This window comes from Microbulbifer sp. CAU 1566, from assembly GCF_023156515.1.
GTDB lineage: Bacteria > Pseudomonadota > Gammaproteobacteria > Pseudomonadales > Cellvibrionaceae > Microbulbifer.
This window is the reverse complement of record NZ_JALNMG010000005.1, coordinates 283,020-297,610: the sequence shown is the minus strand read 5'-3', so window position 1 is coordinate 297,610 and position 14,591 is coordinate 283,020. Positions and strand designations below refer to the sequence as shown.

Annotated in this window: 13 protein-coding genes and 1 tRNA gene; 9 read left to right on the top strand and 5 right to left on the bottom strand. The window is 52.2% G+C overall.

The window, feature by feature from the left end; translation table 11 throughout:
* Nucleotides 1-30: 30 nt before the first annotated feature.
* A complete protein-coding gene (locus M0G74_RS14160) occupies nt 31-558 on the bottom strand; it encodes a hypothetical protein (RefSeq protein WP_248218702.1) in 528 nt (175 codons plus the stop codon).
* A gap of 334 nt (nt 559-892) precedes the next feature.
* Between M0G74_RS14160 and gltX the strand changes: the two genes are divergently transcribed.
* The 4 genes from gltX (at nt 893) to M0G74_RS14140 (ending at nt 3,497) form a co-directional block, all read left to right on the top strand.
* Nucleotides 893-2,368 (top strand): glutamate--tRNA ligase, encoded by a 1,476-nt coding sequence (gene gltX / locus M0G74_RS14155; RefSeq protein ID WP_160154397.1) that lies wholly within the window; start codon nt 893-895, stop codon nt 2,366-2,368.
* A gap of 153 nt (nt 2,369-2,521) precedes the next feature.
* Nucleotides 2,522-2,597 (top strand) — tRNA-Ala (locus M0G74_RS14150).
* Between the two features lie 289 nt (nt 2,598-2,886).
* On the top strand, nt 2,887-3,153 hold the full coding sequence (locus M0G74_RS14145; RefSeq protein WP_248218701.1) for a type II toxin-antitoxin system Phd/YefM family antitoxin: 267 nt from the start codon (nt 2,887-2,889) through the stop codon (nt 3,151-3,153).
* On the top strand, nt 3,153-3,497 hold the full coding sequence (locus M0G74_RS14140) for a type II toxin-antitoxin system RelE/ParE family toxin (RefSeq protein WP_248218695.1): 345 nt from the start codon (nt 3,153-3,155) through the stop codon (nt 3,495-3,497). The genes M0G74_RS14145 and M0G74_RS14140 overlap by 1 nt, the downstream gene beginning before the upstream one ends.
* A gap of 12 nt (nt 3,498-3,509) precedes the next feature.
* On the opposite strand, the gene M0G74_RS14135 is transcribed toward M0G74_RS14140, so the two are convergent.
* The 4 genes from M0G74_RS14135 to M0G74_RS14120 form a co-directional block, all read right to left on the bottom strand.
* Nucleotides 3,510-4,931: an O-antigen ligase family protein gene (locus tag M0G74_RS14135; protein ID WP_248218693.1), complete on the bottom strand. Its 1,422-nt coding sequence runs from the start codon at nt 4,929-4,931 to the stop codon at nt 3,510-3,512.
* Between the two features lie 117 nt (nt 4,932-5,048).
* Entirely contained in the window at nt 5,049-5,936 is an 888-nt protein-coding gene (locus tag M0G74_RS14130; protein WP_248218681.1) for a hypothetical protein, read from the bottom strand.
* A 219-nt stretch (nt 5,937-6,155) separates the two neighbouring features.
* The gene (locus M0G74_RS14125) at nt 6,156-6,863 is read right to left on the bottom strand and encodes a LapD/MoxY N-terminal periplasmic domain-containing protein (protein WP_248218679.1); all 708 of its coding nucleotides are present in this window, start codon (nt 6,861-6,863) and stop codon (nt 6,156-6,158) included.
* A gap of 3 nt (nt 6,864-6,866) precedes the next feature.
* Nucleotides 6,867-7,598 (bottom strand): transglutaminase-like cysteine peptidase, encoded by a 732-nt coding sequence (locus tag M0G74_RS14120; RefSeq protein ID WP_248218672.1) that lies wholly within the window; start codon nt 7,596-7,598, stop codon nt 6,867-6,869.
* 454 nt (nt 7,599-8,052) lie between these two features.
* Here M0G74_RS14120 and galU point away from each other — a divergent pair, with 454 nt between their 5' ends.
* The 5 genes from galU (at nt 8,053) to M0G74_RS14095 (ending at nt 14,565) form a co-directional block, all read left to right on the top strand.
* Nucleotides 8,053-8,964 (top strand): UTP--glucose-1-phosphate uridylyltransferase GalU, encoded by a 912-nt coding sequence (gene galU, locus M0G74_RS14115; RefSeq protein WP_248218666.1) that lies wholly within the window; start codon nt 8,053-8,055, stop codon nt 8,962-8,964.
* A gap of 533 nt (nt 8,965-9,497) precedes the next feature.
* Nucleotides 9,498-11,009, top strand: a complete 1,512-nt coding sequence (locus M0G74_RS14110) for an MBL fold metallo-hydrolase (RefSeq protein ID WP_248218650.1) — start codon at nt 9,498-9,500, stop codon at nt 11,007-11,009.
* 90 nt (nt 11,010-11,099) lie between these two features.
* The gene (locus M0G74_RS18395; RefSeq protein ID WP_248218645.1) at nt 11,100-12,377 is read left to right on the top strand and encodes a glycosyltransferase family 4 protein; all 1,278 of its coding nucleotides are present in this window, start codon (nt 11,100-11,102) and stop codon (nt 12,375-12,377) included.
* Nucleotides 12,378-12,397: 20 nt separating this feature from the next.
* The gene (locus M0G74_RS14100) at nt 12,398-13,669 is read left to right on the top strand and encodes a hypothetical protein (RefSeq protein ID WP_248218643.1); all 1,272 of its coding nucleotides are present in this window, start codon (nt 12,398-12,400) and stop codon (nt 13,667-13,669) included.
* On the top strand, nt 13,666-14,565 hold the full coding sequence (locus M0G74_RS14095; protein ID WP_248218635.1) for a polysaccharide pyruvyl transferase family protein: 900 nt from the start codon (nt 13,666-13,668) through the stop codon (nt 14,563-14,565). Before M0G74_RS14100 ends, M0G74_RS14095 begins: the two co-directional genes overlap by 4 nt.
* Nucleotides 14,566-14,591: the final 26 nt, after the last annotated feature.

Below are 14,591 nucleotides of genomic sequence, written 5' to 3'. Positions count from 1 at the left end.
GGTTTACCCACCTCCAAACTGTGCGCAGGGTTAGTCCGCGGTAACGGTAATCGTGAGGGTGTCAGTAAATGAGGTGCCCTTGTCTAGTTCGGTTGCCTGAGCTTCCCAGGCAGCCTGTGTTACCGAGATCTGGAAGCTGGCGTTTTCGGTCGTGCCTGTACAGCTGGTATCCGCCTTGCTTTGAGCGATGTAATTTTCGTTGTAATTCGCAGTGGTATACAGCGGAGTACCACCGGAGCTCGATACGTCGTCAAATCCGACGGTATAGCTGATCTCATTGGTGCCATTTTTAAGAACAAAGTCCCCATTAGCACTGGTGAAGTTGACGATATAGCTGCTAAAGCCGATACCGGCTACACAGTAGTCGTCGGCTTGTGACACGGCGGCAGGAGTCGCGGGGTTTGGAGTCAGGATAATCGGGTCGACATTGGCAATGTAAATAACTGGGTCGATCTTAAGTGTGATGAGGCTTGTAGCCGACTCGGTTTCCGCGGCAGCGGCGTAGCCACCAGCGATGGCCAGAGCTGCAAAAGAGCTAGTCAAAAGAGCTTTTTTCATGGTCTTTCCCTAAATCCCAAAGTGTTGTCGTTATAACGAAATTGCTTTTGTTATACAGGGCGTGCATTTTATGAGCATTCCCTGGCGTCTACTACAGCAAATTGGCGGATTTTCCTCCAATCTTGTCGACTTAGAGGCGATATTACCAATTCTGTGATCTTAGTCACGGAATTTCTTGCTGACTTGTCGTTCTTGTACGATCGTTTGTCTATAGCGGCAGTTTGGACAGGTTTGATGCCAGCACCTTATCCCCTGTGCGCCTCCAAACCACAGCGATATAATGCCGCGCCTCTAAACCAGCCAAATTGATTTCAATCAACCGATCAGGCGTCCAATGACCGTAAGAACCCGTATTGCTCCTTCTCCCACCGGCGACCCCCACGTAGGCACCGCTTATATTGCTCTGTTCAACCAGTGCTTCGCTCAGGCCCAGGGTGGCCAGTTTGTGCTGCGTATTGAAGATACCGACCAGGTCCGCAGCACCCCGGAATCCGAGCAGGCGATTCTCGACAGCCTGCGCTGGCTGGGGCTCGACTGGCAGGAAGGCCCGGATGTGGGCGGCCCGCACGGTCCCTACCGCCAGAGCGAGCGCGGTGACATCTATAAAAAGTACTGTGATGAGCTTGTCGCAAAAGGCCACGCCTTCCATTGTTACCGCACTGCGGAAGAATTGGATCACTTGCGCGCGCAATTGCAGGAAGCGGGCCGCGTAACACTCAAGCCCAGCGACCTGGCACTGCCGGAAGAAGAAGTCGCCAAGCGCAAAGCGGCGGGCGAGCCCTTCGTTGTGCGTATGCACGTACCGGAAAGCGGCACCTGCGTGATTGACGACCTGCTGCGCGGTACCATCGAAATTGATTGGGCCCAGGTAGACGCCCAGGTCCTGCTCAAGTCCGACGGCATGCCGACTTACCATCTGGCCAACGTGGTCGACGACCACCTGATGGAAATCACCCACGTACTGCGCGGCGAGGAGTGGATCAACTCCGCCCCCAAGCACAAGCTGCTGTACGAATACTTCGGTTGGGAAATGCCGGTGCTGTGCCACCTGCCGCTGCTGCGTAACCCGGACAAAACCAAGCTGTCCAAGCGCAAAAACCCAACCTCCATTCTTTACTACCAGCGCGCTGGCTTTATGCCTGAGGCCCTGCTGAACTATCTCGGCCGCATGGGCTGGTCCATGCCGGACGAGAGCGAGAAGTTCACCCTGGACGAAATGCTCAAGCACTTCGACATTAAACGTGTGTCCCTGGGCGGCCCGGTGTTTGATGTGGAGAAACTGAGCTGGCTCAACGGCCTGTGGATCCGCGAGCTGGAAGATGCGGCCCTGGCCGACCGCCTGCAGAAATGGCTGCTGAACCGCGACAACCTGATGAAGGTGCTGCCCCACGCCAAAGGCCGTATGGAAACCTTCGGTGACTTCATGCCGCTGGTGAGCTTCCTCGCCGCCGGCAAACTGCCGCTGACCGAAGAGAGCTTCGCCGGTAACAAACTAGAGCTGGAAGAGCAGAAGAAGCTGCTGCAATTCGCCCTCTGGCGCCTGGAAGCCCTGCGCAGCTGGAGCAAAGACAACATCTTCGCCGCGGTAAAAGAGCTGTCTACCCAGATGGACATCAAGCTGAAAGACTTCAACGCGCCCCTGTTCGTGGCCATCAGTGGAACCACTGCGTCCTTCTCGGTCATGGATGCTATGGACCTGCTGGGCGCAGATCTCAGCCGTGCCCGCTTGCGCCAGGCTATTGACGTACTGGGTGGCGCTGGCAAGAAAGTCCTGAAGCGCTGGGAGAAGGAATACGCCTCCCTGGGCTGATTCCGTCCGCCGTCATGCCGGATTTGACTGGCATGACGGTCTGGTCCCTAACTATTTGATTAAAAAGTTATTTTTCTTGTTGACAGCCCGCCAAGCATTGTTAAAATGCGCCCCGCTTTCGACGGAAACATCAACCGAAAGCAACCCAAATTTGGGGCCTTAGCTCAGCTGGGAGAGCGCAACACTGGCAGTGTTGAGGTCAGCGGTTCGATCCCGCTAGGCTCCACCAAATACGAAAAAAGCCGCATCCGAAAGGATGCGGCTTTTTTCGTATTTGGTGGAGCCTAACTTGATGGAAGCATAGCTCCCGGTTCACAAGGAGCCGTCAGGCGACGCAGAGCGCCAGCACAGGCGACCCCGAAGGGGTGAGCGGCAACGCCGCGAATCATCCCGCGCCAATGAACCTGAACCCCAGTATTTCTACCCGAAAGGTATAGGGCTGCCTGCCCGAGTCACCCTTCCTGTTCATGGGCCTAAATTAAGACTATATTCAGTCTTATTGCCTGAGGCTCTCATCCATGAAGCTATCCACCCAAATTAAGCCCATCAGCTATCTGAAATCCCACACCGCCGAAGTAGTGCGAAACTTGGGTGAAGTACGGGAACCGCTCATCATCACTCAGAACGGCGAAGCCAAGGTCGTCATTCAGGATATCGAAAGCTATGAGCAAACCCAGGAAACAATGGCGTTGCTCAAAATCCTGGCATTGGGAAACCGCCAGATAGAAGAAGGGGAAGTGCAGCTAGCGGCGGACGTATTCGATAGGCTACGTAAGCGCAGCTAATGGCTTACTCTATTTTTCTGACAAATGATGCCGCTCTCGATCTGCAAGAGCTTTGCAACTATATCCAGACTGTTGACCTGAAAGAGAAGGCCGACCGGGTACTGGATCGCTTACAAGAAGTTATAAACTCTCTCGCAGAGCAGCCAGAGCAGCCAGAGCAGCCAGAGCGCGGGGCTTACCCGAATGAGTTGTCTGCGCTCGGAATTCGTGAATATCGCGAAGTTTACTTTAAGCCATACCGGGTTATTTATCGGGTTAATGGACAGAAAGTGTTTGTCTTGTTGATAGTGGACGGGCGTAGGGATATGCAGCGCCTACTGCAGCGCCGATTGCTGGCGGGCTAGTCAGGGAGCTTCTCAGCCGTGCCTTTTGGCACTCTCCATAAACCGCGCCTTCCACCCCAGTCCCAGCATCATCAAAAAATAAATCGCCGTCGCCGGTGCCTGCAGGTGGAAATCCGTAGTCAGCATGATCAGCTCCGCCACAATCGCCATCACTGCCGCAAAAGCGACTCCCTGCATCAAGCTGTCTCGACGGGTGCGCAGGGCGACAAAGGCGTGAAACAGGCTCCACAAAATCACCGCTCCCATGAGCAAGGTTGCGGGCAGGCCGAATTCGATGGCGAATTGCAGGTAGTCGTTGTGTCCCTGGTCGTAAAAGAGATTGATTCCCGGGCCTTTCACGCTGGGGAAGGAGGAATAAAAACTGCCAGCGCCAGTACCGGAAAGCGGGTGCTGTTCAATCAGCGTCATTCCATACTGGTTTACTTCATCGCGGGTTTCCTGGGTGAAGCTGGTTTCTTCAATTTCCTGACGCAACTTATCCACACCAAACCAGCTGCCCACAATAAACAGATCGATCACCATCAGGCTCACCAGCAAAATGGTCAGGCTGCGGCTTTTATGGCGGATCAGAAGCAGGCCGAGCGCGCCGGTAACGCTGAGGCTTACAAAGAAGGCCGTGTTGGCCATGCGCGAGTGCGACATCACCAGGCCGATGACCATCATCGCCAGGCAGATGCGTACCACTGCTTTGCCGCCCAGCAACATGTTCATTAGGTTCTTGAGTTTGTCTTTCAGCTTGCCGCCTTTGCTGTTGCTCAGGCTGGCAATCAGCAGGCCGATACCCAGGCACAGGCACAGCACCAGGAAATTGCCAAAGTGATTCTTGTAGCGGAAGCCACCGGTGGCAATGCCACTGTTGTGGTACCCCATTACCCAGCTGGTCTCAGCGCCGGAAAGCGCCTGCAGTACGCCGTAAAACGCTTGAAAAGTCCCTGTCAGTACAACCACTAGTGCCAGGGTTTTGAGTCTTCGAGAAGTGTTTACCAGAGCCAGTATCAAAAAAAGCAGGCACCAGTAACTGAGCCCCTTGATGAGAGCAATGTGGGTTTGCGCGGGATCCAGTGAGAGTGTGGCCACCGTTGCTGAGGGATTACTGAGCAAAAATTGCTGCGCAGTTTCCGGCGCTAGGGTGTTGAGCCAGCTGATCGGTAGCGGCAGCTGTTGAAGGCATACCCAGGCTTGTATCAGAGCGAAAATGATCAGCAGCGGCGCGTAGGGGCGCAATCTGTGTAGTTGTGGGGCATGGACATTAACCAGCAGCCAGCCTCCCATCAGCACAAAAGTGTAAATCTCCAGAATGGACCAGGCCCAGGGGCGGTGTGACCCAAGAGGAATGGGTAGCCAGAAAAGGAGGATGAGCAGAGCGTAAAAAAGTGTGCGCTCAAGGCGCTCGGTGCTCTCGCTAATTGTGGAGATCAGGCTGGGATTGGGCATGGACAACTACAGCAAAATTGGTCAGATGTTTTAGTTTTTGTATTGGTTAACTCTGTGACGAGAGATAAAAACGCAAAAAAGGCCCTGATGGGCCTTTTTTGTTTAGCGGATGCTAAATCAGCTAGGAGAGGCAGTGCTACCACAATCATTGCCGCCACCACAGCCAGCGGGCGGGGGCGGGGGCAGGTTGATCGGCGGTGCAACCGGGGTGGTTGGAGCAGGCGCCGCAGGGGTAGTTGGTGAGGTCAGGGAGCTACCGGTAGTAGTGCCTGCGGTGCTGGTACCGCCAGTCTCAGCAGCACCAGAGCTTGCAGTCTCAGCAGCGCCAGTTTCGGTGGTGCCGGCGGTGCTTGCAGTTTCTGCAGAAGCGGATTCTGCAGTGCTTTCAGCCGCAGTCTCGCCGGAAGTGGATTCACTTGCCGCAGCAGTCTGGCCAGAAGAGGCGGTAGCCGCAGAAACGGCGCTGGAGTCGCCACCGCTGGCAATGGCCGCGCTAGCAACCTGCGCGCTGTTGGCACCCGCAGAAACGGCGCCGCTCACGGCCGCTGCCGCAGTTGCGGAGTTGGTGGATACCGCACCGCTAACCGCAGCGTCTGCTACTGTCGGGTTGGTTTTTACTGCAGCGCTTACCGCTGCCTGGGCGGTTTCCGGGTTGGCTGCTACGGCGCCACTGACCGCGGCTGAAGCGGTAGCCGGGTTGGTTGCAACCGCTGCACTTACCGCGGCCTCTGCAACGGCCGGGTTGGCAGTAACGGCAGCACTCACCACGCTGGCCGCGCTGTCCGGGTTGGCGGCAACGGCGGCCGCCACAATAGCACCGGCCTGCTCAGGAGAGGCGGCCACGGCTTGCGCAACAATCTCTTCTACGCTCAGGCCTTCGTCGGCGGCAAGCGCAATTACTTGTTCCATGGAGTAGCCGGCCTGAATGTACTGTGCCACATCGGCAAAAGCTACGCTGCTCAGCAAACTCGCACCCAGTGCGAACCCCAATGCTGACTTTTTCATACTTCCCCCTAAAGAAGATTATTTTCGGTAGATTCCTTTCGAAACAGCGGAGGATTGTAGCGGCTATACCGCAAATGGGAAGACTGCGCCACTTACCTCACCGCAAATATTCACAAATGTCTTAAAACAAGCGCACAAAACGGAAAAAATTTAGCCCTAAAGGGCTAGAAAAATCCTGTACACACTCGGTACATAAAAGGGCGCCCACTCAGAGCTTGTCTAGTCAGCCGCTTCTTTTTCATACAAAGCGCGCTCTTCGAGCATCTCCAGCTGCGCGGTTAACTGGTAAACACGGTTTTGCAGCAAGTCCTGAGTGCGTTGCCATTCCTCCACTCTCTGCGCTTCCGCCTGGAGTCGCCGGCGCCGTAACCAGATTGCTGCTGCCAACAGAATCAGCCCCGGCCCGGTCAGGCCCAATGCCGCACGCCACACCAGCTGGTAGCCCGCAGCCGGGTGGCGGCTTACCGATAGAGTCCCTGCAATATCCCAGCCAGCCAGTACCTCGGCTTGCACAATTGGCGGATTAATCGGCAACAAACGCTGAAACCACAGCGGCACGCCCGGCTCAACCAAGGCATATCGCTGCTCATACAGAGTGTTACCGGCCGGGTCTGTTAACGTGATCTGCCCATAGGCGCCGCTCTGGCCTATGGCGCTGAGTAAGGTGTCCCGGATGAGCGGGTTGCCGGTGTGACGCTTATCTTCTGGATCCGTTGTGATGCCGTCGCCACTGTGCATATAAGGCTGCAACGCCGCGCTGATGGCATTGGCGCTGTCCTGGGCCTGCAATTCCTGCATTGCCAATATCTGCGCGCGCACCACCAGTACACCGAACAGCGCCAGGGCTCCAAGTGCCAGCACGCAGCAGAGCGCAAAGCGCCCCCAGCCGATGATTGACTGGTGTTTGTTCGATTTGTAAACAGTCATTGCTCAGAGCACTCCTTCTTTTTCCATACGTGCCACCAGTTCTCGCCACAGGCTGGAGCCGGAGTGGTTGCGGACTTTTACTTCGTGTTCGTTTTGCTCTGTACGCTTATTCAGCCACAGGCCACTGGCGTTGAAGCTGTACACCGGAGCCAGGTCTGTGCGGTCGCGAGCGGCCATGATTTCACCGGTCATATTGTCCAGTACCAGTGGGTGCTCCCCAGAGTTGGCCCGGTACAGCAGCACCATATGCGCCTGGCCCAGCTCTTTGGCGGTGACGTACATCAGGCGCAGTTTGTCTGGATCTATGTTGGCGCCTTGCAGGCTGAAGAGTTTGGCAATGGCAAAGTCTTCACAATCGCCACCGTTAGAGGCGAGGAACTGCACCGGTGTGGCCCAGTAGTCCTGCTGGTGCCAGTGGTCCTGGTCTTCGGCAAACGGGATTCGGTTCAGGAATGCATTAATGTGCTGTAAGCGTTGCCACTCCAGTACAGCTGCCTGTTCCTTCACCATCAACTGCCAGCTGAGTAGTCGGACTCTCGCTTCCGGCCCGTAGTGGTCGCTCATCTCCTGCACCAGGCCATCTGGCAACTTGAGGGGGGCAACCGCCGCCGCGGCCATCAGCAGGCCGCTGGTGAAGAGCAGGGCCAGGGAGGGTATGATCAGCACCAGCTGAGCGTGGCGCGTGAATCTACATTGGTCACTATGGGGCTTTTGCCGGTCACAGGTACTACCCATTACAACTCCTGCGCAGTAATACGGCCGAATTGGCCAAAGTGCAGTTACAAGGAAGTCTTTGCTTTCGCACAAATTGTTTCGCTCAAAAAATGAACGAGCCGGCTAAAAGTTTGGCACTGCGCCGGAGAAGTGAGGGCGGCGCGAAGTCGCTGAGGCAGAAGTGCCCGCCACAAATGGATTGGTAAGTAGAAACCAGGGCCATGTCGCGCAGAAAATAGGTTGGAAAATGCGCAAGCCGTACAGTTGGTACGCAACTTGCTGACGAATAAATAGAGGGCGTTACCGAGGTAAAAGTGACAAATCTATACAATGGAGTCAGAGCCTGACGCTTGTCCCCGTTTTTGTTGAATTGTCATAATTTGCTGATAAAGTGTGACGCCTGTCACGATTTGGGTGTCTCCAATTTATTTGGACCGGATGCCAAATAAAAAGAATGAAGGAAAGGAACTTAGGAATGAACGAAGTAAAAAAAGCTGTAATCCCGGTGGCTGGCCTGGGCACCCGCATGCTCCCCGCCACCAAGGCCATCCCGAAAGAGATGCTGCCTATCGTTGACAAGCCGCTGATCCAATACGTGGTTAACGAGGCCGTCGCAGCCGGAATTAAAGAAATCGTGCTGGTCACCCACGCCAGTAAAAACGCCATCGAAAACCACTTCGATACCTCCTTTGAGCTGGAAGCCCAGCTGGAAAACCGCCTCAAGCGCCAGCTGTTGGAAGAAGTACGCTCCATCGTCCCCAAAGACGTCACCGTGATTTCCGTGCGCCAGGCTGAGGCCAAAGGCCTGGGCCACGCCATCAGCTGTGCCCGCCCGGTAGTCGGGGAGAACCCCTTCGCCGTGTTGCTGCCAGATGTACTGATCGACCAGTACGCAGCAGACCTCAAGGCCAGCAACCTCGCCGACATGGTGAAAAACTTCGCCACCAGCAAAGCCAGCCAGATCATGGTAGAGCCCGTAGAGTGGAGCCAGGTCAGCAAATACGGTGTGGTGGACTGCCTGGGTGCAGACCTGCAAACCGGCGGCACCGCCAAGATCGACGGCATGGTAGAAAAGCCGGAAGTAGACGCCGCCCCCTCCAACATGGCGGTTGTAGGGCGCTACGTACTGCCCGCGGAGATTTGGAGCCTGCTGGAAGACACCAAGCCCGGTGCCGGCGGTGAAATCCAGCTCACCGACGCCATCGACGAGCTGCTCAAAAAACAAACTGTAGAGGCATATCGTATCGTCGGTCACAGCCACGACTGCGGCAACAAGCTCGGTTACATGAAGGCGCAACTGGAATACGGCCTGCAGCACGCAGAAATCGGTGCAGACCTCAAAGCCCTACTGGCAAGACGCCCGGCAGCCGTTGCCGAGACTGCCTGACCAACGGCCAAGCCGGAGATACGGCAAAACCGGGTAGTAAATGACTAGATACTGCCGTTTATTACCCGGAAAGCCCGGCTGTGTTAAAAGCAAAACGAAAACGAAAGGCAAGAGGCTGGAAAGAGGCGGGCAAAGCAAAAGCCCGACAAGGCTGACCGTTCATGACCGCCCAGGTCTCAAACCAGCCTTGAAAAGCCCGGAATAACTGATAAAGTGTGACGCTTGTCTCATCTTGTCTGTGCAGTGCTTCCGGGCTGTTTCCGGTTAGTAACACAGTTTAGGCAGGGCGCTGGGGGCGTAATCCTCATTATTTGAGGGGGTGGCACACCGTTAGCGGTGGCCTTACTCGCGGGGGCGAGTTTTCTACACCTACCACATTAAACATTCCGTGAGCGGGCAGAGTGCATCTGTTCCCCGCAGATATCGTGTTTTCCGGTATTCCCCGAATAATCGCTCTCTAAAGAACAGTAACTCGAACAACAACAAGCGTGGCAGGGATTTGCCGCGGAACAGACACACGGACACCAATAACCATGACAGCAACCACCGCCGCACCACAAAGTGCAACTGCAGGCCCGGCCCCGGTTGCTTTCGGCCGCATCCAGCACCATGGCGCCGTCGACGGCGTCACTGGCTCCTGCCACCAGCTGTACCTGGATGAACAAAACTCCATTCTTATAGACTGCGGCCTGTTCCAAGGTGCAGAAACCTCACCGGGCGGCAGCAAGCACGACCGCCTGGAAATCGAATTCCCCATCGACAGCGTAAAAGCGCTGGTGGTCACCCACGTACACATCGACCACTGCGGCCGAATCCCCTACCTGATCGCCGCCGGCTTCCGTGGACCGATCTACTGCAGCGAGCCCAGCGCAGAACTCCTGCCCCTGGTATTAGAAGACGCCCTCAAAATCGGCGTAACCCGCAATAAAGCCCTGATCGAACAATTCCTCGGTTACATCAAAGCCCAGCTGCGCCCGCTGTCGTATAACACTTGGCAACCCGTAATTGATGAAGCAAGCAACACCCTGAACATCCGCCTGCAACGCGCCGGCCACATTCTCGGCTCCGCCTATGTGGAGTGCGACCTCAAGGTCGACGACAAAACATACGGCCAGAAAACCCGCCGCACCCTCTTCTCCGGCGATCTCGGCGCTCCCAACACGCCCCTGTTATATGGCCCGACCCCGAGTGAAGGCTGCGACGAACTCGTCATAGAAAGCACCTACGGCGACCGCATCCACGAAAACCGCGAACAGCGCGCCGAGAAACTGCACCAGGCCATAGAGCGCGCACTGAAAGACGGCGGCAGCGTCCTGATCCCCGCCTTCAGCATCGGCCGCACCCAGGAGCTGCTGTACGAGATTGAAAACATCATCCACGAGCAGAAACAGAAACTCGGCGAACAAAGCCCCTGGCATGACCTCCCGGTAGTTGTCGATTCACCGCTCGCCAGCCGCTTCACCGAAGTCTACCGTCGCCTGGAAAAATACTGGGACCAGGAAGCACAGGCCGTTGTTCAGCAGGGCCGCCACCCGCTCAGTTTCGAACAGCTGATCACCGTAGACGACCACGCAACCCACCAGAAAATGGTGAACCGCCTCGCGCATACCAAACAGCCGACCATTGTGATTGCCGCGAGTGGTATGTGCGCCGGTGGACGTATCGTCGATTACCTGAAGGCGATGCTGGAAGACGAGCGCCACAACATCATCTTCGTCGGTTACCAGGCCAAAGGTACGCCGGGGCGGGATATTCAGAAGTACGGCCCTCGTCATGGTTATGTGGAGCTGGATGGTGAAAGGCTAAATATCAAGGCCGGAATAGAAACCATTGGTGGCTACAGTGCACACGCGGACCAGAATGATTTGTTGGATTTCATCCAAAAGATGGAAGCCGAGCCTCGTGCCGTACGCATAGTTCACGGCGACGATAGGGCTAAACAAAATTTTCAAATAAAATTACAAAGCCAATTTAAGAGCATAAAAATTCAAATACCTATATTGTTTGCGAAGGTCGATCATGATCACTGTGTAAGTCGTAAGTGAAGACCATTTGTTGATGCCAGAACGCAAAATCATGAAAAATATTTTTCCAGAAGTAGTCTGGGCTAACGTACAGATTGTGAGGTTTGAGGCGTGAGTAATAATAAATTGCTATCTGTTGGATTGGTAGTTAATGATGCTCACGCCGGTGCGTACGATGGTTCAAGTCCCCAAAAAGGAAACCCGGGGATTGGTGGGACGCAATACTGCTTTCTTGCATTGGCAAACGAGCTGGCCAGCAGTTCAAATCAGATGGCAGTGAAGCTCTATCACAATAATTTTGAAGCATCGATGCCTCCACCCTTACAAGTTAAGTGTATTAAAGGTGGAGACCACGAGCTCCACCAGGCTGTATTGAATGATAAGCTGGATATAGTTGTTATCCGTGGTGGAGCAGATATTCTGAATTCCCCATTGCTACTGCAGACTGAGGTGGCTGTAGTTGTATGGGTCCACAATCATTTACCTCGCTCGGTATTAAACAAGTTAGGAAATAATACGGCAGTGAAGCGTGTTGTATTCTGTGGTGAGGAGCAGGAACAGCTTGCTTCGGATACGACATGTTTCAAAAAAAGTAGTGCCATATTTAATATGCACTACATGGTTCCCAAGTCCAAAAGTGCAGATCAGGAAAGTTGCTCTGCTGTATATATCGGTAGCATTATTCCAAGTAAAGGACTGCATAGATTGCTTCGGTTGTGGCCAAAAGTGAAGCGTGCATGTCCAGAAGCCAAGCTACATGTAATTGGGTCTGGTGCTTTATATGATAAAAAAGCAAGTTTGGGTCCATTAGGTATTGCGGACTCTAGATACGAAAAAAAATTATTGAGTTACTTGGGGAATAAGCCGGTAGAGCATGGTGTCATATTTCACGGGCTGCTTGGCCATGAAAAATTTGAAGTTATGGAGAAATGTGTTGTTGGTATCCCTAATCCAACGGCACTAACTGAGTGTTGCCCAGGAAGTGTTTTGGAATGTGCGTCTTTAGGTCTACCTGTCGTCGGGCGACGAAAATTTGGAATGGTTGATACTGTGGTAAACGATAAAACAGGATTTCTGGTTGATGGTGATAAGGAGTTTGTAGAACGGGTAGTTTATTTATTTTCTACTTCTCTAGAGGCATCAATAATGGGTGCAGAGGGTGTGAAATTTGTGAGTGATACATTTTCACCAGAAATTATCACTAAAAAATGGCTGTCACTATTTAAATCAATTGATAGGCCGCTAGACTCCGGTCGGCCAATTTATATTAAGGGAAGATATTCGTATAAGAAATTTGTCACCATTAATCGAAATGGGGTTTATCCATTTTGGGGCCTTATTCGAGATTTTTGCGTTAAAGTAGAAAATGCCTACAGCAAGTTGTTCTAGTTAGTTGTAGATGGTGCATCATGTTAAATTTTAGTAAATTACCGGGGTCGATTTTGAGTATAGGAGAGCAGGGCATTCTCTCTCTATATTCATTTTTAGTTATGGCGATATCGGCCCGAGTGTTGGGTCAGGGGGATTTTGGTCAGTTTGGTTTGTTATGGAATCTGTACCCAATAATGCTTTTGTTGCTTACCGCTGGGCTGACAAAGCCGTTGTCACTCGTTTACCCTATGGCAACGCAGGAAGTAAAAGATAAGCAGGAAAAGTTCATGGCAACTATTGCCATGGGCGGTTGGTGGATAATTTTGACTTCTGCCATGTTATTTATTTGCTCAATCTATCTTTCTATGGATTCGATTGCACCTTGGCTTGCTGGAGTGGGGTTGCTCGCGGTCCGAATGATACATGAACTCCACCGCCGGATGTACTTTGCTAAGCAGCAAATCTTAGATGTTTTATTTCATGGTATAAAAATTCATTTTTTAAGTATTTTTTTTATGCCACTGGTTTGCTACTTATTGTTCACCTTGGAATTTAAGTTAGATCTCGTTAGTTATACTGCTGGTATTTGGCTGTTGCTTCTGATCCCTTCCGTTTTTCATTTGAAAAAAAATCTGTATGGATTGAGTGAACTAAAAGAAAATAGTGACGTTTGGTCTGGCCTCTTTATTTACGGAAAGCCACTCATTATTGCCGCGTCGATTGAGATTGCATGCAAGCGTATTGCGCCTTACGTGATGGCAATTAGTGCCGGGGCATTAGAAGCTGGTGCTTGGGCAGTTGGTCGATTGCTCGTTGGACCATCTCAATTAATCTTGCTTGGAATCATCAATTCTGCATTGCCACAGCTCAGACATTGCTATGCAAAAGGTGATTTGTTAATGGCTTCGGCAAAATATTTCCAGAATGTGACGTTGGTTTTGGTGCTATATATGCTCCCTCTGGTGGCTATATTTGTTTTTGCGGAGTGGTTTATTCACCTAATAATTGGTGAAGTATATGTTGGCGCGGTAGAAACATTAAAAATCTACTGTGCAGCTTTTATTATTATGGGAATTGGCAGCTTGCTTTCTCTTTATCTGAATGCCTTGGGGGAGGTTAGGCAGCAAGTTCCGATGAGTTTTGCAAGCTCTATCGTATATGTTATTGGTTTGATTCATATCTTGGGGAACAAGGGTGGTGCAACAAGTGTTGCAGGCTTAGCGTTCGTTTCCGAGGTCGTTTCATTGGCTGTTCTTATTTTTTTTGTTGTTAAGTTGAAACGTAAAAACTCAAATTTGGAGATAGCGTGAATATTGTTTCAGTTCAGGACGCTTTTACAGCTTCGGTAGCCGGGCGGCCAGTAACGATTGTGCCCAATTGCGGAAATGCCGGCGATTCACTAATCAATCATGCGATTTACTCTTTTGCAAAGAAAATGAATGTAGAATTTGAAGTCGAGGATCCGAGACGCTTGGGCGGAATAAATTCTGATCGCTGTTATCTAATAATGGCTAATGGTGCTTTAGTGGGAAATGATCACGTCTTGGATCGAGTCGTGGCTGAAATTAATGGAAAAGCACCTATGATTTTGTTCTCGGCAACTATTGCGGATAGGGATGAATTGTTGCTGTCACTCCATGAAAGTACGGTAATAGTCTGTCGTGAACTGGTAACTTACAGATATGTCAAATCAATTCGGGACGATCTCCGCGTAATTCTTTCTGAAGACGCAACAATGGCAATTGCTGATGGGGTTGCTCAACTTCCAAACGCCAAAGCTCTCCCGCTTTTTGTACATTTTATCCGCGTGATGGCAAAGCTTTTTCTTTTTCGAGGACCAATCCTGTTGCCATTAGTGCCCCATCGTTTTTCCCTGCTTAAAGGCTTAAGTGATGAGCATCTCTCCGCCTATCGCATAGATGGCGAAAAAACAAATATTAAATTACCAAAAGGTAATTTGGATTTGTCTGTGCTGCTTTCTACCAGAAAAACTGATCCGGATGGGGCGGAAGCGGCAGCAGACCTTTTCTTAAGAGTGCTAAAGTCGGCTAAAGGAGTAAAGACCAACAGACTTCACATTGCAATAGGCTGTTGCTTGGCCGGAGTGAAATGTGACGTTTCAGCTAATAGCTATTTCAAAGTAAGGGCTATTTTTGAACATTCCTTGAAATCCAGGTTTTCTAAAATTTTAAAGTGGGCACAATAAAAACTTTTTGAAAAATAGTGGTTCAT

Excerpts from the sequence above, each read along its gene's own strand:
- M0G74_RS14160 (WP_248218702.1), bottom strand. The coding sequence starts at position 558 with ATGAAAAAAGCTCTTTTGACTAGCTCTTTTGCAGCTCTGGCCATCGCT.
- gltX (WP_160154397.1), top strand. The coding sequence starts at position 893 with ATGACCGTAAGAACCCGTATTGCTCCTTCTCCCACCGGCGACCCCCAC.
- M0G74_RS14145 (WP_248218701.1), top strand. The coding sequence starts at position 2,887 with ATGAAGCTATCCACCCAAATTAAGCCCATCAGCTATCTGAAATCCCAC.
- M0G74_RS14140 (WP_248218695.1), top strand. The coding sequence starts at position 3,153 with ATGGCTTACTCTATTTTTCTGACAAATGATGCCGCTCTCGATCTGCAA.
- M0G74_RS14135 (WP_248218693.1), bottom strand. The coding sequence starts at position 4,931 with ATGCCCAATCCCAGCCTGATCTCCACAATTAGCGAGAGCACCGAGCGC.
- M0G74_RS14130 (WP_248218681.1), bottom strand. The coding sequence starts at position 5,936 with ATGAAAAAGTCAGCATTGGGGTTCGCACTGGGTGCGAGTTTGCTGAGC.
- M0G74_RS14125 (WP_248218679.1), bottom strand. The coding sequence starts at position 6,863 with ATGACTGTTTACAAATCGAACAAACACCAGTCAATCATCGGCTGGGGG.
- M0G74_RS14120 (WP_248218672.1), bottom strand. The coding sequence starts at position 7,598 with ATGGGTAGTACCTGTGACCGGCAAAAGCCCCATAGTGACCAATGTAGA.
- galU (WP_248218666.1), top strand. The coding sequence starts at position 8,053 with ATGAACGAAGTAAAAAAAGCTGTAATCCCGGTGGCTGGCCTGGGCACC.
- M0G74_RS14110 (WP_248218650.1), top strand. The coding sequence starts at position 9,498 with ATGACAGCAACCACCGCCGCACCACAAAGTGCAACTGCAGGCCCGGCC.
- M0G74_RS14100 (WP_248218643.1), top strand. The coding sequence starts at position 12,398 with ATGTTAAATTTTAGTAAATTACCGGGGTCGATTTTGAGTATAGGAGAG.